Source organism: Klebsiella sp. JB_Kp031, assembly GCF_040064295.1.
GTDB classification, from domain to species: Bacteria; Pseudomonadota; Gammaproteobacteria; order Enterobacterales; family Enterobacteriaceae; genus Klebsiella; species Klebsiella quasipneumoniae.
In genome coordinates, this window is sequence record NZ_JBEAJW010000037.1 from 1 (window position 1) to 21,921 (window position 21,921).

General features: G+C 55.6%; 20 protein-coding genes. 1 reads left to right on the top strand and 19 read right to left on the bottom strand.

The features are described from left to right. Positions 1 to 216 precede the first annotated feature (216 nt). The 19 genes from cpoB to sdhC all read right to left on the bottom strand — a co-directional run bounded on the left by cpoB (position 217) and on the right by sdhC (position 19,965). Positions 217 to 1,011, bottom strand: coding sequence for a cell division protein CpoB (cpoB, locus tag ABLV64_RS16975; RefSeq protein WP_064183011.1), 795 nt, complete (start codon positions 1,009 to 1,011; stop codon positions 217 to 219). A gap of 9 nt (positions 1,012 to 1,020) precedes the next feature. Continuing rightward, the gene (pal, locus tag ABLV64_RS16980; RefSeq protein ID WP_002895068.1) at positions 1,021 to 1,545 is read right to left on the bottom strand and encodes a peptidoglycan-associated lipoprotein Pal; all 525 of its coding nucleotides are present in this window, start codon (positions 1,543 to 1,545) and stop codon (positions 1,021 to 1,023) included. Between the two features lie 34 nt (positions 1,546 to 1,579). After that, positions 1,580 to 2,872, bottom strand: a complete 1,293-nt coding sequence (tolB, locus tag ABLV64_RS16985; protein ID WP_004885999.1) for a Tol-Pal system beta propeller repeat protein TolB — start codon at positions 2,870 to 2,872, stop codon at positions 1,580 to 1,582. Positions 2,873 to 3,004: 132 nt separating this feature from the next. After that, the gene (gene tolA / locus ABLV64_RS16990) at positions 3,005 to 4,345 is read right to left on the bottom strand and encodes a cell envelope integrity protein TolA (protein WP_004885996.1); all 1,341 of its coding nucleotides are present in this window, start codon (positions 4,343 to 4,345) and stop codon (positions 3,005 to 3,007) included. Positions 4,346 to 4,444: 99 nt separating this feature from the next. After that, on the bottom strand, positions 4,445 to 4,873 hold the full coding sequence (gene tolR / locus ABLV64_RS16995; RefSeq protein WP_002895061.1) for a colicin uptake protein TolR: 429 nt from the start codon (positions 4,871 to 4,873) through the stop codon (positions 4,445 to 4,447). 3 nt (positions 4,874 to 4,876) lie between these two features. After that, positions 4,877 to 5,569, bottom strand: a complete 693-nt coding sequence (gene tolQ, locus ABLV64_RS17000) for a Tol-Pal system protein TolQ (protein WP_004152221.1) — start codon at positions 5,567 to 5,569, stop codon at positions 4,877 to 4,879. Next, a complete protein-coding gene (gene ybgC, locus ABLV64_RS17005) occupies positions 5,566 to 5,970 on the bottom strand; it encodes a tol-pal system-associated acyl-CoA thioesterase (RefSeq protein WP_002895056.1) in 405 nt (134 codons plus the stop codon). The genes tolQ and ybgC overlap by 4 nt, the downstream gene beginning before the upstream one ends. A gap of 149 nt (positions 5,971 to 6,119) precedes the next feature. Next, the gene (ybgE, locus tag ABLV64_RS17010) at positions 6,120 to 6,410 is read right to left on the bottom strand and encodes a cyd operon protein YbgE (protein ID WP_002895053.1); all 291 of its coding nucleotides are present in this window, start codon (positions 6,408 to 6,410) and stop codon (positions 6,120 to 6,122) included. Continuing rightward, the gene (gene cydX, locus ABLV64_RS17015; RefSeq protein ID WP_002895051.1) at positions 6,410 to 6,526 is read right to left on the bottom strand and encodes a cytochrome bd-I oxidase subunit CydX; all 117 of its coding nucleotides are present in this window, start codon (positions 6,524 to 6,526) and stop codon (positions 6,410 to 6,412) included. Before cydX ends, ybgE begins: the two co-directional genes overlap by 1 nt. A gap of 15 nt (positions 6,527 to 6,541) precedes the next feature. Next, the gene (cydB, locus tag ABLV64_RS17020; protein ID WP_004885993.1) at positions 6,542 to 7,681 is read right to left on the bottom strand and encodes a cytochrome d ubiquinol oxidase subunit II; all 1,140 of its coding nucleotides are present in this window, start codon (positions 7,679 to 7,681) and stop codon (positions 6,542 to 6,544) included. 15 nt (positions 7,682 to 7,696) lie between these two features. Continuing rightward, positions 7,697 to 9,265, bottom strand: coding sequence for a cytochrome ubiquinol oxidase subunit I (gene cydA, locus ABLV64_RS17025; RefSeq protein WP_002895047.1), 1,569 nt, complete (start codon positions 9,263 to 9,265; stop codon positions 7,697 to 7,699). Positions 9,266 to 10,093: 828 nt separating this feature from the next. Continuing rightward, positions 10,094 to 10,963: a succinate--CoA ligase subunit alpha gene (sucD, locus tag ABLV64_RS17030; protein ID WP_004885990.1), complete on the bottom strand. Its 870-nt coding sequence runs from the start codon at positions 10,961 to 10,963 to the stop codon at positions 10,094 to 10,096. Next, positions 10,963 to 12,129 (bottom strand): ADP-forming succinate--CoA ligase subunit beta, encoded by a 1,167-nt coding sequence (sucC, locus tag ABLV64_RS17035; RefSeq protein ID WP_002895039.1) that lies wholly within the window; start codon positions 12,127 to 12,129, stop codon positions 10,963 to 10,965. The genes sucD and sucC overlap by 1 nt, the downstream gene beginning before the upstream one ends. Positions 12,130 to 12,232: 103 nt before the next feature. Next, positions 12,233 to 13,459: a 2-oxoglutarate dehydrogenase complex dihydrolipoyllysine-residue succinyltransferase gene (gene odhB, locus ABLV64_RS17040; protein ID WP_004885986.1), complete on the bottom strand. Its 1,227-nt coding sequence runs from the start codon at positions 13,457 to 13,459 to the stop codon at positions 12,233 to 12,235. A 14-nt stretch (positions 13,460 to 13,473) separates the two neighbouring features. Further along, positions 13,474 to 16,281 (bottom strand): 2-oxoglutarate dehydrogenase E1 component, encoded by a 2,808-nt coding sequence (gene sucA, locus ABLV64_RS17045; protein ID WP_004147623.1) that lies wholly within the window; start codon positions 16,279 to 16,281, stop codon positions 13,474 to 13,476. 440 nt (positions 16,282 to 16,721) lie between these two features. Further along, complete coding sequence (gene sdhB / locus ABLV64_RS17050) at positions 16,722 to 17,438, bottom strand: succinate dehydrogenase iron-sulfur subunit SdhB (RefSeq protein WP_002894954.1); 717 nt, start codon at positions 17,436 to 17,438, stop codon at positions 16,722 to 16,724. A 15-nt stretch (positions 17,439 to 17,453) separates the two neighbouring features. Beyond that, positions 17,454 to 19,220 carry a succinate dehydrogenase flavoprotein subunit gene (gene sdhA, locus ABLV64_RS17055; protein ID WP_004179067.1) on the bottom strand — a complete coding sequence of 589 codons (1,767 nt, stop codon included), beginning with the start codon at positions 19,218 to 19,220 and terminating at the stop codon, positions 17,454 to 17,456. Further along, positions 19,220 to 19,567 carry a succinate dehydrogenase membrane anchor subunit gene (sdhD, locus tag ABLV64_RS17060; protein WP_002894949.1) on the bottom strand — a complete coding sequence of 116 codons (348 nt, stop codon included), beginning with the start codon at positions 19,565 to 19,567 and terminating at the stop codon, positions 19,220 to 19,222. Before sdhD ends, sdhA begins: the two co-directional genes overlap by 1 nt. Continuing rightward, complete coding sequence (gene sdhC / locus ABLV64_RS17065) at positions 19,561 to 19,965, bottom strand: succinate dehydrogenase cytochrome b556 subunit (protein ID WP_004142216.1); 405 nt, start codon at positions 19,963 to 19,965, stop codon at positions 19,561 to 19,563. The genes sdhD and sdhC overlap by 7 nt, the downstream gene beginning before the upstream one ends. Positions 19,966 to 20,605: 640 nt before the next feature. Between sdhC and gltA the strand changes: the two genes are divergently transcribed. Further along, positions 20,606 to 21,889: a citrate synthase gene (gene gltA, locus ABLV64_RS17070; RefSeq protein ID WP_004885983.1), complete on the top strand. Its 1,284-nt coding sequence runs from the start codon at positions 20,606 to 20,608 to the stop codon at positions 21,887 to 21,889. Positions 21,890 to 21,921 lie beyond the last annotated feature (32 nt).

A 21,921-nucleotide genomic window follows, 5' to 3' on the forward strand; every position in this document is an offset into this window, starting at 1 on the left:
AACCTGCGACCAATTGATTAAAAGTCAACTGCTCTACCAACTGAGCTAACGACCCACTCTGGCATCGCTTTGGGCTTGTTTGATATCCCTTGGCAACGGCGGCATATATTACTGATTTCAGAATTCAGCGCAACTAAAATTTCGATAAAGATCACTTAACTGCTGGTGATTCAGGCGACAAGACCAGAAATAACGCGATTTCTGGTCATGCCGTAATCAACCAAGAGCATTAAGACGTTTTTGCGCTTGTTTCGCACCGTCGGTGCCGGGGAATTTGTTGATCACCTGCTGGTAAACCGCTTTCGCTTTCGCGGTATCACCTTTGTCCTGCATGATCACGCCGACCTTAAACATGGCGTCTGGCGCTTTTGGCGATTTCGGGTAGTTCTTCACCACCGAGGCGAAGTAAAACGCCGCATCGTCTTTTTTCCCCTTATTGTAGTTCAACTGTCCGAGCCAATAGTTGGCGTTCGGCTGATAAGTCGAATCCGGGTACTTTTTAACGAAGTTCTGAAACGCCGCCATGGCGTCATCCTGGCGTGAAGCATCCTTCACCAGGGCAATGGCCGCATTGTAATCGGTGTTCGCATCGCCGGTCATCGCCGGAGCGCCTGACGAAGCCGCTGGCGCTGCACTGGTGGCAGCCGCGCTCTGATCGCCGGAAGACGACGTCTGGGCGCCAGCCGCTGCTGCGCCACCCCCGCTCGTCAGCCCGTCAATCTGCAGCAGGATCTGCTTTTGACGCTCAACGATCTGATTCAGCTGATACTGGTTCTCCTGGATCTGACCACGGAGAGAATCAATGTCAGCCTGGTTATCAGAGAGTTGTTGCTGGAGTTGGGTTAAAAGCTGGCTGTGAGCATTGGAAATACGCTCAAGTTGAGTGACACGGTCTTCGACCGAGCCTGAGCCGACACTACTGATTGGCGCCTGAGCAAAAGCGGCCCAGGGGGCCGCTATGCCAACCAGTAACGACAGACTCAATAAATGATGTCTGAAGTTACTGCTCATGCAATTCTCTTAGTAAACCAGTACGGCGCGACGGTTTTTGGCATATGCCGCTTCGTCATGACCCAGTACTGCTGGTTTTTCTTTACCGTAAGAAACGATGGAGATCTGATCGGCAGAAACACCTTTGCCCTGCAGATACATCTTAACGGCGTTAGCACGACGCTCACCCAGCGCGATGTTGTATTCCGGCGTACCGCGCTCATCCGCGTGACCTTCTACAGTCACTTTGTAGGACGGGTTGCTGCGCAGGAAGTTAGCGTGCGCGTCCAGCATGGCAGCGAAGTCAGAACGGATATCGTACTTGTCCAGATCGAAGTAAACGATGTTGTTCTGCTGCAGCTGCTGCATCTGCAGACGAGCTTGCTCTTCAGAAGACATATTGCCGCCGTTACCGTTAGCGTCCATACCAGTGCCGGCACCCAGCATGCCTTCACCGCTCTGGTCGTTGCTGGCGTTCTTGTTAGAAGAACATGCCGCGATTGCCATAACCGGCAGAGCGATCATCAGCCCTTTCAGCACTTTGTTCAGTTGCATTTCTTTGATTCCTTTAATAATCAATTATTTATTATCACAGATACGGCGACCAGGCAGGTGATTTTACCTGTCCATCAGTTGCCGGAAGACGCGCTTTGAAACGCCCATCTGTAGAAACCAGATTCAGCACGGATCCCATCCCCTGAGAAGAGCTGTAGATTACCATAGTGCCGTTAGGTGCCAGACTTGGCGTTTCGTCTAAAAACGTTGATGACAGAACCTGTACACCACCCGCTTCCAGATCTTGTTTGGCAATGTGCTGCTGGCCGCCGGCCGAGCTGACCATTACCATCGTTTTACCATCCGCGCTCACGTCAGCGTCCTGGTTCTGCGAACCTTCCCATGTGATACGCTGCGGCGTGCCGCCATTAATATTGACTTTATACACCTGCGGACGACCGGCCTGGTCAGAGGTGAAGGCCAGGTTCTGGCTGTCCGGGAACCAGCTTGGTTCGGTGTTGTTGCTGCGACCGTTGGTCACCTGACGAATCTGACCCGAGCCCAGATCCATCACGTACAGGTTCAGGCTACCGGTTTTCGACAGCGCGAAAGCCAGTTTAGAGCCATCCGGCGAGAACGCCGGCGCGCCGTTGTGCTGCGGGAAGGAGGCAATCTGACGCACTGCGCCGTTCGCCAGGGTCTGCACCACCAGCGCAGAACGACCGCTTTCGAAGGTTACGTAAGCCAGTTTTGAACCGTCCGGAGACCAGGCCGGGGACATCAGCGGCTGGGAGGAGCGGTGAACCACGAACTGGTTGTAGCCATCATAATCGGAGACACGCAGCTCATACGGGAACTGACCGCCGTTGGTCTGCACCACGTAGGCGATACGGGTACGGAAGGCGCCTTTAATACCAGTCAGCTTTTCAAATACCGCATCGCTGGCAGTGTGCGCTGCATAGCGCAGGTACTGCTTAGTGACTTTGAAAGAGCCTTGCGCCAGCGTTGTGCCCGGCGCACCGCCGGTATCCACCAGCTGATACGCGACCTGATAAGAACCATCCGGGTTTGACGTCACCTGACCGACGACCACGGCGTCAATACCCAGCGCAGACCAGGCTGCAGGCTGCACTTCCTGGGGACTGGTCGGCTGCTGCGGCAGACGCGAGCGATCCAGCGGGTTGAATTTACCGCTGTTGCGCAGGTCAGCTGCCACGATACCGCCAACATCTTCCGGCGCAGCGCCCTGGCCGGCCCACTGGAACGGTACCACCCCGATGGGGCGCGCCGAGTCCACCCCCTGGGTGATCTCGATACGTACTTCTGCGTGCAGCACCGCCGCCCACAGCATTAAAAAACCAAATGCTACTCGTAATGCCTGCTTCATCATATCTCCCTTATCCGGGCGGAAAGCCCACGATAATTTAGCAGAATGTTAACAAACTCAAATACACAAAACTACCAAAACCCATGACCGCCCTATTTTCTTTCCCCCCGCTAACGCGGGGAGAAAAAGCGCTTAAGGTTTGAAGTCCAGTGGCGCATTTTTGAACGTTTCATAAACAGCCTGCGACGGCGGTTTAGGGAATTTGCTCATCCGACTGGTAGCCGCCAGCATTTGCTGGCAGAAAGCCGGATCGCCGCCTTCCGATTTCACACTCAACAACGTTCCATCCTGAGCCAGGTTTACGCGCAACGTACATACTTTACCCTTGTACGTATCCCAGTCATAGAGATGTCCTTTAATCGCGGCCTGCACCTGCGAAATATAGCTGGCAATCTCCGCCTGAGATGCACCGCCCTGCCCCGGTTTACTTCCTTTAGCAGGTGAAGAGCCACCTGTGCTACCGCTGGTGCTACCTTTCGGCGCATTCTTACCAGAGCTCAGATCGCCGAGCAGGTCGTCAACGCCGTCCGCTTCTTTCGCTGCAGCCGCTTTCTTCGCTGCCGCGGCTTTTGCTGCTGCCGCTTTGGCCGCTTTATCAGCCGCCGCCTTCTCAGCAGCTGCCGCTTTGGCTGCCGCTGCTTTTTCAGCTGCGGCGGCTTTCTCGGCGGCGGCCTTCTCCGCGGCCGCTTTTTGCGCGGCCGCTTTCTCAGCTGCTTTTTCGGCGGCTTTTTCTGCAGCCGCTTTTTCAGCCGCTGCCTGTTTAGCCGCTTCCTGCTGGGCCTTCTTCTCCGCTTCCTGTTGCGCTTTCTTCGCCGCTGCAGCTTCTGCTTTCTTCTGCGCCTCTGCCGCGGCTTTCGCCGCTTCGGCTTCCGCCTGTTTCTTCGCATCGGCCGCTGCTTTCGCGGCGGCGGCTTCGGCCTGTTTCTTCGCGTCAGCAGCCGCTTTCGCTGCCGCCAGTTCAGCCGCTTTCGCCTGGGCATCCGCCTTCGCTTTCGCCTCGGCGGCCGCTTTGGCCGCTGCTTCCTGCGCTTCTTTAGCCTGCGCATCCGCTTTGGCTTTCGCCGCCGCGGCAGCCTTGGCTGCGGCTTCCTCAGCCTGCTTCTGTTGTTCCTTCGCTTCTTTCGCCGCTTCCTGCGCCTGCAGCCGCTCCTGTTCGAGCTGTTTCAGCCGTTCCTGTTCCGCCGCCTGCTTCTCACGTAACTCTTCCGCCTGCTGCTGCGCCTGTTTTTCGCGCTGTTCAGCGGCGCGACGTGCGCTGGCCTGCTGCTGTTGCTGACGGTTATAGTTATTTACCACCGCCCCCGGATCGACCATGACGGCATCAATCGACGATCCCCCGCCGCCGCCGGCAGAGGCATCCAGATGCTCGTCAAACGAACTCCAGATCAGCAGCGCGATCAGTATGATGTGCAGCGCGACTGAAATGATGATCGCTCGTTTAAGCTTGTCGTTTTGTTCGGTTGCCTTTGACACTATCGGTTCCCAAAAACTGTTCGCCTGTACCCGCGATGCGCACCGACGGCGAGCGATACTCGCCGCCGAACGCCGCGCGGACGCACCTACCTGAAGCGATTAAATAGGTTTGGTCATCAAGCCGACCGATTTAACCCCTGCACTATGCAACAGGTTCAGCGCTTTAATAATTTCATCGTAAGGGACGTCTTTCGCACCGCCGATCAGGAATACCGTTTTCTCATTGGCTTCAAGACGACGCTTCGCTTCGGCAATCACCTGCTCCGGCGGCAGCTGGGACAGCGTCTCCTGCCCCACTTTCACGCTGTACTGCCCTACTCCGGAGACTTCCACAATCACCGGCGGATCGTCATTGCTTTTCACCGCTTGCGATTCCGTGGCGTCCGGCAGATCGACTTCCACGCTCTGCGTAATGATCGGCGCCGTTGCCATAAAGATCAGCAACAGCACCAGCAGGACATCCAGCAGCGGAACGATGTTGATCTCGGACTTCAGTTCGCGACGTCCGCGTCCACGTGCTCTGGCCATGGCTTACCCCTTATTGCTTTCGCTGGTGGTAAAAGCCTGACGGTGCAGAATGGCGGTGAACTCTTCCATAAAGTTGTCGTAATTCAGTTCAAGCTTGTTCACGCGCTGGTTCAGGCGGTTATACGCCATGACCGCCGGGATAGCAGCGAACAGACCGATCGCAGTGGCGATCAGCGCTTCGGCGATACCCGGCGCCACCATCTGCAGGGTGGCCTGCTTCACCGCGCCAAGAGCGATAAAGGCGTGCATGATCCCCCAAACGGTACCGAACAGACCGATATACGGGCTGATGGAGCCTACGGTGCCGAGGAACGGAATATGGGTCTCCAGCGTTTCCAGCTCGCGGTTCATCGATATACGCATCGCGCGCGATGCCCCTTCGACGATCGCCTCCGGCGCATGACTGTTGGCCCGATGCAAGCGCGCAAACTCTTTGAAGCCGCTGTAGAAGATCTGCTCCGAACCGGTCAGATTATCGCGACGCCCCTGGCTTTCCTGATACAAACGGGACAGTTCAATCCCGGACCAGAATTTGTCCTCGAACGCTTCAGCTTCGCGCGCGGCCGAGTTAAGGATACGCGTTCTCTGAATAATGATAGCCCAGGAAGCGATAGAAAAACCAATCAAAATCAACATGATAAGTTTAACCAGAAGGCTCGCCTTCAGGAACAAATCAAGGATATTCATGTCAGTCACTGCTTAAACTCCGCGACAATAGACTTGGGAAGCGCACGTGGCTTCATTAAGAGTGGATCAACGCACACAATGAGAACCTCAGCTTCGTTTAACACTGTATTCTCGGCGTTGACGATTCGCTGCGTGAAAACCAAAGAGGTGCCGCGCATCGAGGTAATTTCCGTCTGGACTTCGAGCATGTCGTCGAGTCTGGCGGGGGCAAAATACTCCAGCGTCATTTTGCGAACCACGAAGGCAACGCGTTCAGCCAACAGAACCTGTTGACTAAAGTGATGGTGGCGCAGCATCTCTGTGCGTGCTCTTTCATAAAAAGCGACGTAACTGGCGTGGTAAACCACACCACCGGCGTCGGTATCTTCGTAGTAGACCCGAACCGGCCATCGAAACAGCGTTGTATTCACTTTACATCCCGGTAATGCAAAAAAAGGTTAGAGCTTTCAAACTTCGCTACTATACGCGCGGGAAAGATGGTTTGGAATGGGGGAAAGTAAACGGGGCGTAAATTTTTATGGGCTTATGCAAGCCCATAGCATTAACAGAGATCTCTTATTCAAAAGAAGAAAAAGAAGAGACCTAAAGCGAGCACGATATCAGCGATAAGCGGACAAAAAATCCCCTGCCAGTGAACGGCACGCGGGCGGAAGCCCACGCCGTGAATAACGCCGCTGCAAACTGCCCACATCAGCAAGAAACCATGCCAGATTTCCAGCTCGCTGGTCTTCGCGGCAAAGCGCGACGGATCCCAGAAGATGCAGCCTGCCAGCAGCAGCGCCATCAATAAGGAAAGCGCCCGGAGCGGGCGCTTGTCCATTATCGCGTACAGAGTAGCGATAAATTTCATCAGATTTCTTCTTTCTTCCCGGCTTTGGTGGCTTCCACGTGCTCAAGCGCCAGCGCGGTAATCACCCCAAAGGCACAGGCAAGAAGCGTTCCCAAAATCCATGCGAAGTACCACATATATAGCTCCTTACCTTAGTACAGCGAGTGGGTGTTCTTTTCGATGTCTTCGCGCGTGATGCGGCCAAACATTTTCCAGTAACACCAGCTGGTGTAGCCCAGAATGATCGGCACGAAGACAATCGCCACGTAGGTCATCAGATTCAGCGTCCGCTGGCTGGAGGTCGCGTCCCACATCGTCAGGCTGGCGTTCAGCATAGTGCTGGACGGCATGATGAACGGGAACATCGCGATACCGGCAGTCAGAATGATGCAGGCCAGGGTCAGCGAGGAGAACAGGAATGCCCAGGCGCCTTTATCCGCTTTGGTCGAAACGACGGTCAGCAGCGGCAGCACCACGCCCAGGGCAGGGATCGCCCACAGCGCTGGCATATTGTTAAAGTTCACCATCCACGCGCCAGCTTCACGCACCACTTCTTTGGTCAGCGGATTAGACGGGCCGGTATGGTCAATCACCGATTTCACCACATAGCCGTCGATACCGTAGTAGACCCACACACCCGCCAGCGCGAAGCAGACCAGCGTCACCAGCGCCGCCACCGTGGAGACGGTGCGGGTGCGCAGGTGCAGTTCGCCTACGGTACGCATCTGCAGGTAGGTCGCGCCCTGGGTCAGGATCATCGCCACGCTGACGATACCGGCCAGCAGACCAAACGGGTTCAGCAGCTGGAAGAAATTACCGGTATAGAAGAGACGCAGGTATTCGTCGACATGGAACGGCACGCCCTGCAGCAGGTTGCCGAAGGCCACGCCAATCACCAGCGGCGGCACGAAGCTGCCGATGAAGATGCCCCAGTCCCACATGTTGCGCCAGCGGGTGTCCTCGATCTTGGAACGGTAGTCGAAACCGACCGGACGGAAGAACAACGAGGCCAGCACCAGAATCATCGCCACATAGAAACCGGAGAACGCCGCGGCGTAGACCATCGGCCAGGCAGCGAACAGCGCGCCGCCGGCGGTGATCAGCCACACCTGGTTACCGTCCCAGTGCGGGGCGATGGCGTTGATCATAATCCGACGCTCGGTATCGTTACGGCCGAGGAAGCGGGTGAGCATGCCCACCCCCATGTCGAACCCGTCGGCGACGGCGAAGCCAATCAGCAGGATGCCAATCAGCAGCCACCAGATAAAACGCAATACTTCATAATCGATCATTTGACGACTCCTGTCTTAGCGTGCCGACTGAATAGCCGCAGAGGACTGTTCAAAGTGATAGCGGCCGGTTTTCAGGCTGCTAGGTCCTTTGCGGGCAAACTTGAACATCAGGAACAGTTCAGCCACCAGGAACAGCGTGTACAGGCCGCAGATCAGCAACATAGAGAAGATCAGATCGCCCGCGGTCAGCGACGAGTTGGCCACCGCCGTCGGCAGGACTTCACCAATCGCCCACGGCTGACGGCCGTATTCGGCAACAAACCAGCCTGACTCCACGGCAATCCATGGCAGCGGCAAGCCATAGAACGCGGCGCGCAGCAGCCATTTTTTCTCGCCGATACGGTTACGGATCACGCTCCAGAAGGAGGCGCCGATAATCAACAGCATCAGGATGCCGCACGCCACCATGATACGGAAGGCGAAGTACAGCGGTGCGACGCTTGGAATAGAGTCTTTGGTCGCTTTGGCGATCTGCTCTTCCGTGGCGTCAGCGACGTTCGGGGTATAGCGTTTCAGCAGCAGACCATAGCCAAGATCTTTCTTCACGTTATTGAACTGGTCGCGAACGGCCTGGTCGGTGGAACCGGCGCGCAGTTGCTCCAGCAGCGCATAGGCCTTCATGCCGTTACGGATACGCTCTTCGTGCTGAACCATCAGATCCTTCAGACCGATAACCGGCTTATCCACCGAGCGGGTGGCAATGATGCCCAGCGCGTAAGGGATCTGGATGGCGAAGTGGTTGGTTTGCGCATTCTGATCGGGAATACCAAACAGGGTAAAGGCCGCCGGCGCAGGCTGGGTTTCCCACTCTGCTTCGATAGCCGCCAGTTTGGTTTTCTGCACGTCGCCCATTTCGTAACCAGATTCGTCACCCAGCACAATAACGGAGAGGATCGCTGCCATACCGAAGCTGGCTGCGATGGCGAAGGAGCGCTTAGCAAAGGCAAAGTCACGGCCTTTCAGCATGTACCAGGAGCTGATAGCCAGGATGAACATCGCACCGGTGACATAGCCAGACGCCACGGTGTGAACGAATTTCACCTGAGCAACCGGGTTGAGCACCAGTTCGGAGAAGCTAACCATCTCCATACGCATGGTTTCAAAGTTGAAGTCCGATGCGATAGGGTTCTGCATCCAGCCGTTTGCGACGAGGATCCACAGCGCGGAGAGGTTGGAGCCCAGTGCGACCAGCCAGGTGACGGCCATGTGCTGAACTTTACCCAGACGATCCCAACCGAAGAAGAACAGACCTACAAAGGTGGATTCGAGGAAGAAGGCCATCAGACCTTCAATGGCCAGCGGCGCACCGAAGATATCCCCCACGTAGTGTGAGTAATACGACCAGTTAGTCCCGAACTGGAACTCCATGGTCAGACCGGTCGCCACACCCAGCGCGAAGTTGATACCAAACAACTTGCCCCAGAATTTGGTCATATCTTTATAAATCTGTTTGCCGGAAAGGACGTAGACCGTTTCCATGATGGCCAGCAGAAACGCCATACCGAGCGTCAGTGGCACAAACAGGAAGTGGTACATCGCGGTCAAGGCAAACTGTAAGCGCGACAGTTCGACTATATCTAACATCATGACTCCTTGCTCATCGCATGAAGACTCCGAAAATGAACCGAGAAGCTCTGGCTCATACGCATGCCCCAATACAAATTTTTATTTGTCGCCCGCCCGGAGCGGGTTTCAACCGAAAGTGAAACCACGCCAGGACAAGGTTACAAATACGTTAACGAAAAACCCAATTGATTCCCCAATATATTACGCCGCAATAACCTTACAATAAATATGTTTTTATTGTTCCAGTTTTACATTTTTCGACGGTGATCAATATATAGCGAAGATGGCCAGTTTAGGCCAATTTGACTTGAGACAATTTAACGTTTTTTGAAGGATTTTTCCAAGCATTAAGTATTGATATAAATCAATTTTTACTCTACGTGTTAATTATGTAGCCCAATAAAGAATATTGGTAAACTTAATGTTAATACTGTGTTTAAAGTATACTTTGATTGGTTACTAAAAAGGGAGAGATGAGAATCATAGGTAATATTATTTAACGCCGCAGGAAAAAAAAGAAAAAAAAGAGCCGATCCGATTAATGCTAGACCGCTCACAGTATTTTTTCCTGTTTTCTTATCCCCTCCCCCACTCTTTTTTTAGTGTCTGTTTTGCTTCCCGCCGGTACGGCCAGGGCATATTTTCCTTTCCGACAACCGCACGTCGAGAATATTTATGAAATAATTCTTAAAATCAATATGATAGATAAGGTTTTCGCCAAACGCGGGGTTTGCTGGCTCAGCGGCTTTCGGGAGAAGCGGATAACGGCCAAAAAAAAGGCCACCTGACGGTGGCCAACCATGTCGAAATCGGACAGATTTCTGCTTGCGGACAAGCAGAGAGGGTTTACTTGATGATCGCTTTCAGCGCTTCGCCGATATCGGCCAGGCTGCGAACGGTTTTCACACCGGCTGCTTCCAGGGCTGCGAATTTCTCATCAGCAGTACCTTTACCGCCAGCGATGATGGCGCCCGCATGGCCCATACGCTTGCCTTTCGGCGCGGTCACGCCCGCGATGTAGCCGACAACCGGCTTGGTCACGTGCTCTTTGATGTAGGCAGCCGCTTCTTCTTCCGCGCTGCCGCCGATCTCACCGATCATGACGATAGCTTCGGTCTGCGGGTCTTCCTGGAACAGCTTCAGGATATCGATGAAGTTAGAGCCCGGGATCGGGTCGCCGCCGATACCGACGCAGGTAGACTGGCCGAAGCCGTAGTCGGTGGTTTGCTTAACCGCTTCATAGGTCAGGGTACCGGAACGGGAAACGATGCCCACTTTACCCGGTTTGTGAATGTGACCCGGCATGATGCCGATTTTGCATTCGCCCGGGGTGATCACGCCTGGGCAGTTCGGGCCGATCATGCGCACGCCCGCTTCGTCCAGTTTCACTTTCACAGTCAGCATATCCAGGGTCGGGATACCTTCGGTGATGGTGATGATAAGCTTAATGCCCGCGTCAATCGCTTCCAGAATGGAATCTTTGCAGAACGGCGCCGGAACGTAGATCACGGTCGCGGTAGCGCCGGTCGCTTCAACGGCTTCGCGCACGGTGTTGAACACCGGCAGGCCCAGGTGCGTGGTGCCGCCTTTGCCTGGCGTCACGCCGCCAACCATTTGCGTACCGTAAGCGATCGCTTGTTCAGAGTGGAAGGTCCCCTGGCTACCGGTGAAGCCCTGGCAGATAACCTTGGTATCTTTATTAATTAAAACTGACATTATTTCCCCTCCACTGCGGCAACAACCTGCTGTGCTGCGTCCGTCAGACTTTTCGCTGCAATAATATTCAGGCCGCTGTCAGCCAGTTTTTTCGCGCCCAGTTCGGCGTTGTTACCTTCCAGACGAACCACCACCGGAACGTTAACCCCAACTTCCGCTACCGCACCGATGATACCGTCAGCGATCAGGTCGCAGCGTACGATACCGCCGAAGATGTTCACCAGCACCGCTTTCACGTTGTCGTCAGAGAGGATGATTTTGAACGCTTCGGTGACGCGCTCTTTGGTGGCGCCGCCGCCCACGTCGAGGAAGTTAGCCGGTTCGCCGCCGTGCAGTTTAACGATGTCCATGGTACCCATCGCCAGGCCCGCGCCGTTAACCATGCAACCAATGTTGCCGTCCAGCGCGACGTAGTTCAGTTCCCACTGCGCCGCCTGCGCTTCACGCGGGTCTTCCTGAGACTGGTCGCGCATTTCGCGCAGATCCGGCTGGCGGAACAGCGCGTTGCCGTCAGCGCCCAGTTTGCCGTCCAGGCAGATCAGGTCGCCCTGCTTGGTGATCACCAGCGGGTTAATTTCGATCAGCGCCAGGTCGCGCTCCAGGAAAATGGTCGCCAGGCCCATGAAAATCTTAGTGAACTGCTGAACCTGCTTACCTTCCAGGCCCAGTTTGAACGCCAGTTCACGGCCCTGGTAAGGCATCGGGCCAGCCAGCGGATCGATGGCGATCTTGTGGATCAGGTGCGGGGTCTCTTCCGCCACTTTTTCGATTTCCACGCCGCCTTCAGTAGAGGCCATGAACACCACGCGACGGGAACTACGGTCAACGACCGCGCCCAGGTACAGCTCTTTGTCAATATCGGTCGCCGCTTCAACCAGGATCTGGTTAACCGGCTGGCCGTTCGCATCTGTTTGATAGGTCACCAGACGTTTGCCCAGCCAGTGCTCGGCAAATGCGCGGATCTCTTCTTTGCTCTTCACCACTTTCACACCGCCCGCTTTGCCGCGGCCACCAGCGTGAACCTGACATTTCACTACCCACGGACCCGCGCCGATTTTTGAAGCGGCTTCTTCTGCTTCACGCGGAGTAGTACAGGCATAACCCACCGGCGCCGGTAAGCCATAGCGGGCAAAAAGTTGTTTTGCCTGATATTCATGTAAGTTCATGTGTTCAGTCCATCCTTCAGGGTGTAATTATCTTTAAACCTGTAGGCCTGATAACGGCGCTAACGCGTGTTATCCGGCCTACGGTAGGTAATACGCTTGCTGACTACACGTCCAGCAGCAGACGGGTCGGATCTTCCAGCAGCTCTTTAATCGCCACCAGGAAGCCTACCGACTCACGTCCGTCGATCAGACGGTGGTCGTAGGAGAGCGCCAGGTACATCATCGGCAGGATCTCTACCTTGCCATTCACCGCCATCGGACGGTCTTTAATGGCATGCATACCCAGGATGGCGCTCTGCGGTGGGTTGATGATCGGCGTGGACATCAGGGAGCCGAACACGCCGCCGTTGGTAATGGTGAAGTTACCGCCGGTCAGGTCATCTACGGTCAGCTTGCCGTCGCGGCCTTTCACTGCCAGCTCTTTAATATTCTTTTCGATATCCGCCATGCCCAGCAGGTCGACGTCACGCAGAACCGGGGTGACCAGGCCGCGCGGGGTGGATACGGCCATGCTGACGTCGAAGTAGTTGTGGTACACCACGTCGTCGCCATCGATGGAAGCGTTCACTTCCGGATAGCGTTTCAGCGCTTCCACTACCGCTTTCACGTAGAAGGACATAAAGCCCAGACGGATGCCGTGACGTTTTTCGAACGCCTCACCGTACTGCTTACGCAGATCCATGATTGGCTTCATGTTGACTTCGTTGAACGTGGTCAGCATGGCGGTGGAGTTTTTCGCTTCCAGCAGACGCTCGGCCACACGTTTACGCAGGCGGGTCATCGGGACGCGTTTTTCAGAACGATTGCCCAGCTGCGGCGCCGGCGCGACTGCCGCGGCGGAGGCTGGCGCTTTGGCTTCTGCCGGCGCCGGGGCTTTCGCCAGATGTTTCTCAACGTCTTCGCGGGTCAGACGGCCGCCGACGCCAGTGCCTTTGATGGCCGCTGCGTCGAGGTTGTGTTCAGCCAGCAGACGACGGATCGCCGGGCTCAGCGCGTCGTTGTTCTGCTCTTCCAGAGAAGCCTGCTGACGCTGCGCCGGCGTGGACGCCTTCGCATCGGCTTTTTCGCTGCTTTCTTTACCTGCGCTGTTACCTTCGCGCAGGCGGCCAAGGATCTGGCGAGACAGGACGGTAGCGCCCTCGTCTTCCAGCACTGCATCCAGAATGCCGTCCGCTGATGCCGGTACTTCCAGTACCACTTTGTCAGTTTCGATTTCGACCAGGACTTCGTCACGGACGACCGCGTCGCCCGGTTTTTTGTGCCAGGTGGCGACGGTTGCGTCAGCTACGGACTCAGGCAGGTCGGGAACCAGAATATCTACGCTACTCATTGTGTATCCTTTAATTAATCGACGTTCAGCGCGTCATTGACCAGATCTTGTTGCTGTTTCTGGTGAACGGACATATACCCTACCGCCGGAGAGGCGGAGGCCGGGCGGCCTGCATAACGCAGAGAGGCCCCAAACGGAATCACTTCACGGAAGTGATGCTGGCTGCAGTACCATGCGCCCTGGTTGAGCGGCTCTTCCTGGCACCAGACAAAATCATGCACGTGCGCATACGCTTTCAGCGCTTCCTGCACCGCCTGATGCGGGAACGGATAGAGCTGCTCGATACGAACGATAGCGACATCTTTTTGCTCGTTTTTGCGGCGCTGTTCCAGCAGGTCGTAGTAAACCTTACCAGAGCACAGCACAACGCGCTTCACAGCCTGCGGATCAAGTTGATCGATTTCACCGATGGCCGGCAGGAAAGTGCCGTTCGCCAGCTCATCCATGCTGGAGACTGCCAGCGGATGACGCAGCAGCGACTTCGGCGACATCACCACCAGCGGACGACGCATACCGCGCAGCGCCTGACGACGCAGCATGTGGTACACCTGCGCCGGTGTGGACGGTACGCAGACCTGCATGTTCTGCTCAGCGCACAGCTGCAGATAACGCTCCAGACGCGCGGAGGAGTGCTCCGGACCCTGGCCTTCATAGCCGTGCGGCAGGAGCATCACCAGGCCGCACATCCGGCCCCACTTCTGCTCACCGGAGGAGATGAACTGGTCGATCACCACCTGAGCGCCGTTGGCGAAGTCGCCAAACTGCGCTTCCCAGATGGTCAGGGTGCGCGGCTCAGCGGTGGCGTAACCATATTCAAACGCCAGTACGGCTTCTTCAGACAGCACCGAGTCCCAAACGCGGAACTGGCCCTGACCGTTATGGACATGCTGCAGCGGGGTGTAAGTTGAACCATTGGTCTGGTTATGGATCACCGCATGACGATGGAAGAAGGTGCCGCGACCGGAGTCTTCCCCGGACAGACGCACCGGAATACCTTCGTCAACCAGCGTGGCGTAGGCCAGGTTTTCGGCGCCGCCCCAGTCGAACAGCTTCTCACCTGCCGCCATCGCCTGGCGGTCGGCGTAAATTTTCGCTACGCGGGACTGCATTTCGATACCTTCCGGCACCGTGCTGATGCGTTTCGCCAGCTCCTGCAGACGCTTCGGCTCCACTTTATCCGGATAGCTCTCGTCCCACTCATGATTGAGGTACGGCGACCAGGTAAAGGAGTGCATGTTCATCGGACGCCATTCCTGCACCACGCATTCGCCGGCATCCAGCGCATCGCGGTAGAGGTTAACCTGCTCGGTCGCGTCTTCCAGAGTCGCCACCTTCTCCTGCTCCAGCTTGTCAGCATAGATTTTGCGCGGGGTCGGGTGCTTTTTGATCTTCTGATACATCAGCGGCTGAGTTGCGCTCGGCTCATCGGCTTCGTTATGGCCGTGACGGCGGTAGCACACCAGATCGATGAAAACATCGCGTTTGAAGGTATTGCGGAAATCCAGCGCCAGACGAGTGACGAACGCGACCGCTTCCGGATCGTCGGCATTGACGTGGAAAATCGGCGCCTGCACCATTTTACCGATGTCGGTGCAATACGGGGTCGAACGCGCATCCAGCGGGTTAGAGGTCGTGAAGCCCACCTGGTTGTTGATAACGATGCGCACGGTACCGCCCACTTCGTAACCGCGGGCTTTCGACATGTTCAGGGTTTCCTGAACCACGCCCTGACCGGTGACGGCGGCGTCGCCGTGGATAGTGATCGGCAGAACCTTGTTGCTGCTCGGCTCGTCCAGACGATCCAGACGGGCGCGTACGGAACCGATAACCACCGGGCTGACGATCTCGAGGTGCGACGGGTTAAACGCCAGCGCCAGGTGCACCAGACCGCCTTCGGTTTCCATATCGGATGAGAAGCCCATGTGGTACTTCACATCGCCGGTACCGAGATGTTCTTTATGTTTGCCGGCGAACTCGTCGAACAGATCCTGCGGTTTTTTACCCAGCACGTTGACCAGCACGTTGAGACGACCGCGGTGCGCCATGCCCAGCACCACTTCGCGGGTGCCGCTCTTGCCCGCATGGCGGATCATCTCTTTGAGCATCGGGATCAGGGCATCGCCACCCTCCAGCGAGAAGCGCTTCGCCCCCGGGAATTTGGCGCCGAGGTAGCGCTCCAGGCCTTCCGCGGCGGTCAGTTCGCTGAGGAAGCGTTTTTTCTCTTCCGCGGTAAAGCTCGCTTTGCCGGCTACCGATTCAATGCGCTGCTGGATCCAGCGTTTTTCTTCGGTAGAGGTGATATGCATGTATTCCGCGCCGATGGAGCCGCAGTAGGTTTGCTTGAGGGCGGCAATCAACTCGCCCAGCTTCATCGTGTCTTTACCGATGGCAAATGAACCTACGTTATAGCTTTCCTGGAAATCGGCCTCGGTCAGATCGTGGTAGGCCGGATCGAGATCCGCCACTCTCTCTTGCTTCCACAGCCCCAGCGGATCGAGATTCGCATGCTGGTGGCCACGGAAACGGTATGCGTTGATGAGCTGCAGGACTTTAACCTGCTTCACATTGGTGTCTGGGTCGGAAATCGAAGAAGTGTAACGTGAGGCATCCTTCGCCAGTCGACGGAAATAATCACGCGTTTTGGAATGAAATTGATCCGGTTTAACTCCGGTGCCAGGTAACTGCTGGAACATTGAACGCCAGTTGGCGTCAACAGAGTCAGGATCGGTTAAGAAGTCTTCATAGAGCTGTTCTATCCAGCTCTGGTTCGAACCAGAGAGGTAAGAAGAGTCCAGCCAGGCTTTCATTGCGCCGTTCTGCATCGTGATCCCTTAAGCATTCATATGCTTATTTCGCCGTAGAAACTACCACGCACACCGAGTGCACGTGCCGGGGTTCACTTGTTGCGGACGAGTTGTGGTTTCTATCCGCTAAGGAACCTTTAAAAACTGCCATTAATCTTCGGCGTTCAGGCTGCGGTTGCGTTAGCTGCCTTCACTTACCCCGGTCACATAGTTCGCTATGCTCCCGGGGATGCGTTCAGTTGCCGCCTTACCTCGCACTGAACGCCTTGATTACTGGTACATCTTGTGGCGGTTTTTAAAGATTTCCTGCTATCCCTTCATACTTCAAGTTACATGTACGTTGTCCTGTAACTCGAATTATTTAGGGTATTCATTTCCCGGTAGCACAAACGCTACCGGGGTTACTGCTTTTGGTAGCCCGGATAAGCGGTAGCGCCATCCGGGACACACCGGGTTTCTTACGCGCTGCGCTGCAGCAGCATCGACTTAATATGGCCGATGGCGCGCGTCGGGTTCAGCCCCTTCGGACACACACTGACGCAGTTCATAATGCTGTGACAGCGGAATACGCTGAAAGCATCGCTCAGGCCGTCCAGACGCTCGCTGGTTTCGGTATCGCGACTGTCGATCAGGAAGCGATACGCGGCCAACAGGCCAGCCGGGCCAATGAACTTATCCGGGTTCCACCAGAACGACGGGCACGAAGTCGAACAACATGCGCAGAGAATACACTCGTACAGACCATCGAGTTTCTCACGCTGCTCAGGCATCTGCAGATGCTCGCGAGCCGGAGGATTTTGCCCATTATTCAACAAGTAAGGCTTAATCTTCTCATATTGTGCATAGAATTGCCCCATGTCCACCACCAAATCACGGATAACCGGTAATCCTGGCAGCGGACGGATAACAATCTTCTTGCCCGGCTGATTCAGCGCGGAGATCGGCGTGATGCACGCCAGACCGTTTTTCCCGTTCATATTCAGGCCATCGGAACCACAAACCCCTTCACGGCAGGAGCGGCGGAACGACAGCGACGGATCTTTTTCTTTCAGCTGGATCAGCGCATCCAGCAGCATCATGTCACGACCTTCTTCCGCTTCGAGGGTGTAATCCTGCATGTGCGGAGCGTCATCAACATCCGGGTTATAGCGATAAATTGAAAACTCGAGTTTCATTTTCCTGTCTCCGCATTAGTAAGTACGAATCTTCGGCGGGAATGCCGGACGCAGTTTCGGTTCCATGTTGACGCTACGACGCGTCATGGATTCCGACTCTGGCAGATACAGGGAATGGCACAGCCAGTTTTCATCATCACGATCCGGGAAGTCGAAGCGGCTGTGGGCGCCACGGCTCTCGGTACGGAAGTTAGCGGATACGGCGGTCGCGTACGCGGTTTCCATCAGGTTATCCAGCTCCAGGCACTCAACGCGCTGGGTGTTGAACTCGCTGGAGGTATCGTCGAGACGGGCGTTTTTCAGGCGCTCGCGGATCACTTTCAGCTGTTCCAGACCTTTGTGCATCGCATCGCCTTCGCGGAACACCGAGAAGTTATGCTGCATACATTCCTGCAGCGCTTTGCGGATCGCCACCGGATCTTCACCGGAACGGGTGTTGTTCCAGCGGTTGAGGCGGTCCAGCGAGCCTTCGATATCGGATTCGCTGGCATCGCGCAGCGTGCCCTGCTCGGCGATGGATTCCTGCAGATGCAGGCCCGCCGCGCGGCCGAAGACCACCAGGTCGAGCAGCGAGTTGCCGCCAAGACGGTTAGCGCCGTGGACCGATACGCAGGCGATTTCGCCTACCGCGAACAGGCCCGGGATCACCACGTCTTCGCCCTTCTCATTGACGGTCAGCGCCTGGCCGGTCACTTTGGTCGGAATACCGCCCATCATGTAGTGGCAGGTTGGGATAACCGGGATCGGCTCTTTCACCGGATCGACGTGAGCAAAGGTACGGGACAGCTCGAGGATACCCGGCAGACGAGATTCCAGAACCTCTTTACCCAGGTGGTCCAGCTTCAATTTCGCGTGCGGGCCCCACGGGCCATCGCAGCCGCGACCTTCGCGGATTTCGATCATGATGGAACGCGCCACCACGTCACGACCCGCCAGGTCTTTGGCGTTCGGGGCATAACGCTCCATAAAGCGTTCGCCGTGTTTATTGAGCAGATAACCGCCTTCGCCGCGGCAACCTTCGGTGACCAGAACCCCTGCCCCGGCGATGCCGGTCGGGTGGAACTGCCACATTTCCATATCCTGCACCGGCACGCCGGCACGAATGGCCATCCCGACGCCGTCACCGGTGTTGATGTGGGCGTTGGTGGTGGACTGATAGATACGGCCTGCGCCGCCGGTCGCCAGCACGGTGGCGCGGGCTTTAAAGTAGACCACTTCGCCGGTCTCGATGCACAGGGCAGTACAACCCACCACCGCGCCGTCCTGGTTTTTCACCAGATCGAGGGCATACCATTCGGAGAAAATAGTGGTGTGGTTTTTGAGGTTCTGCTGGTACAGGGTGTGCAGCAGGGCGTGGCCGGTACGGTCAGCCGCCGCCGCGGTGCGCGCCGCCTGCTCGCCGCCGAAGTTCTTCGACTGGCCGCCGAACGGGCGCTGATAAATACGGCCGTCGTCAAGACGGGAGAACGGCAGGCCCATGTGCTCCAGCTCGAGAATCGCTTCCGGGCCGGTCTTACACATATATTCGATGGCGTCCTGGTCACCGATATAGTCCGACCCTTTTACGGTGTCGTACATATGCCATTCCCAGTTATCTTCATGGGAGTTACCGAGCGCGACGGTGATACCCCCCTGCGCTGACACGGTATGGGAACGGGTCGGGAAGACTTTAGAGAGCAGCGCACAGGTCTGTCCGCTCTGGGAAATTTGCAGCGCCGCGCGCATACCTGCGCCGCCGGCACCGATGACAACAGCATCAAACTCTCTGACTGGCAATTTCATTACACACCCCACACCACAACAAATCCATAAAGAACGTAAGCCACCAGCGCCACAACGATAGCCAGCTGCAGAACCAGGCGCAGAGCCAGTGGTTTAACGTAGTCCGTTAACACCTGCCACATCCCGATCCAGGCATGGATAAGAATGGAAACGAGAGCCAGCAGAGTGAAGACTTTAGTGAAGCCGGAGGCAAAGAATCCGGTCCACACTTCCCATGAGATCTCACCGGTGGTAGCGAAGAAGCCAACCATGTAGATGATGTAGAGGGTCAGAACGATGGCGGTAGCACGGACCAGAATAAAGTCATGTACGCCGTTGCGTCCCAGTGCTGAGGCGTTGCTTACCATACGAGGACTCCTGCGAGAAGTGAAAGCACGACAGTAATAACAAAAGAAATCTTGGCGGAACGTTTCCCTGCTTCGAGGGTTTCGTCCAGGTAACCAAAGTCCATCATCAGATGGCGGATACCGACAACGACGTGATAGGCCAGCGCGGTGAGAATGCCCCACATGATGAACTTCACAAAGAAGCTATCCATGATCGAGGCCGCCGTCAGAAAACCTTCAGGGGAGGAGAGGCTGGTGCCCAGCAGCCAAAGCAGAATTCCGACCGCCACGAAGGTGATGACACCGGAAACGCGATGGAGAATGGACGCTATCGCCGTGATTGGGAACCGTATCGTTTGTAGATCCAGATTGACAGGTCTTTGTTTTTTCACATTTCTTACCATGAATAACGCCCACATGCTGTTCTTATTGTTTCCTTCCTCCGGTCTGCTTGCGGGTCAGACAGCGTCCTTTCTATAACCAGAAGTCATGTTAAAACGTCTTTTCAGGCATTAAAACATCACTAAACAACGCTGGGTGGCTCGGGATTGCAGGGTGTTCCGGAGACCTGGCCGCAGTATAGGCCGTTCACAAAATCATTACAATTAACCTACATATAGTTTGTTGGGTTTTCTCCGGAACAGTGATCAAGGTCACGATAACAACATTTTTTTAATTTTTAATCACCTGATTTGACAAATATTAAACATTCTTGTTACAACCATTACCAGTTAAATGCAATAATGCTCAAAAGTTATGGGGTCACTCTTTCACCTGAGAATAAGTTATGTAACAGTGTGTCAGTATTGACCGATGTAATCAGGACAGTTATTAGTGGTATACAGGTTTTAATATTCGGACTGCTAAAACGCTGATTTGCTGTTGTTTCACCGCAGCCCTGAAGAACGTGCCATCAAGCGCCGTTGCTCTGTACCCTGCCCTTTTCGCTGACGCAGAGCTGTGTGCAACATAACAAACTGGTAACGTATACGGGCGCGGGCCGAAAGCAAATCCACCACCCGGCAGTCTTAAGCAATAAAGGCGCTAAGGAGACCATAAATGTCTGATGCTAAAGCAAAAATCACCCTGGGTGGTGACACTGCTATTGAACTGGATGTGCTAAAAGGCACGCTCGGTCAGGATGTTATTGATATTCGTAGTCTTGGTTCAAAAGGCGTATTTACCTTTGACCCAGGTTTCACATCTACCGCTTCCTGTGAATCTAAAATTACGTTTATCGATGGTGACGAGGGGATCCTGCTGCACCGCGGCTTCCCGATCGACCAGTTAGCGACCGAATCAAACTATCTTGAAGTTTGTTACATTCTGCTGAACGGTGAAAAACCAACCCAGGCCGAATATGACGAATTCAAAACCACCGTGACCCGTCACACCATGATCCATGAGCAGATCACCCGTCTGTTCCATGCGTTCCGTCGCGATTCTCACCCGATGGCCGTTATGTGCGGGATCACCGGCGCCCTGGCGGCGTTCTATCACGACTCCCTCGACGTGAATAACCCGCGTCACCGTGAAATCGCCGCCTATCGCCTGCTGTCCAAAATGCCGACCATGGCAGCTATGTGTTACAAGTATTCTATCGGCCAGCCGTTTGTTTATCCGCGCAACGACCTCTCCTACGCCGGCAACTTCCTGCGCATGATGTTCGCCACGCCGTGCGAAGAGTACGAAGTCAATCCGGTGCTCGAGCGCGCCATGGACCGTATTCTGATCCTGCACGCCGATCACGAGCAGAACGCCTCGACCTCGACGGTACGTACCGCGGGCTCTTCCGGCGCTAACCCGTTCGCCTGTATCGCAGCCGGCATCGCCTCTCTGTGGGGACCGGCGCACGGCGGCGCCAACGAAGCGGCGCTGAAAATGCTGGAAGAGATCAGCTCCGTTGAACACATTCCGGAATTTGTTCGTCGTGCGAAAGACAAGAATGACTCTTTCCGCCTGATGGGCTTCGGCCATCGCGTTTACAAAAACTACGACCCGCGCGCCACCGTGATGCGTGAAACCTGCCATGAAGTGCTGAAAGAGCTGGGCACCAAAGACGACCTGCTGCAGGTGGCCATGGAGCTGGAGCATATCGCGCTGAACGACCCGTACTTCATCGAGAAGAAGCTCTACCCGAACGTCGACTTCTACTCCGGTATCATCCTGAAAGCGATGGGTATTCCGTCCTCCATGTTTACCGTTATCTTCGCCATGGCGCGTACCGTGGGCTGGATTGCGCACTGGAACGAAATGCACAGCGACGGCATGAAGATCGCCCGTCCGCGTCAGCTGTACACCGGCTACGCCAAACGCGACTTCCAGTCCGACATCAAGCGTTAATCTCGCTGTCCGGATGATAAAAACGCGCCTGC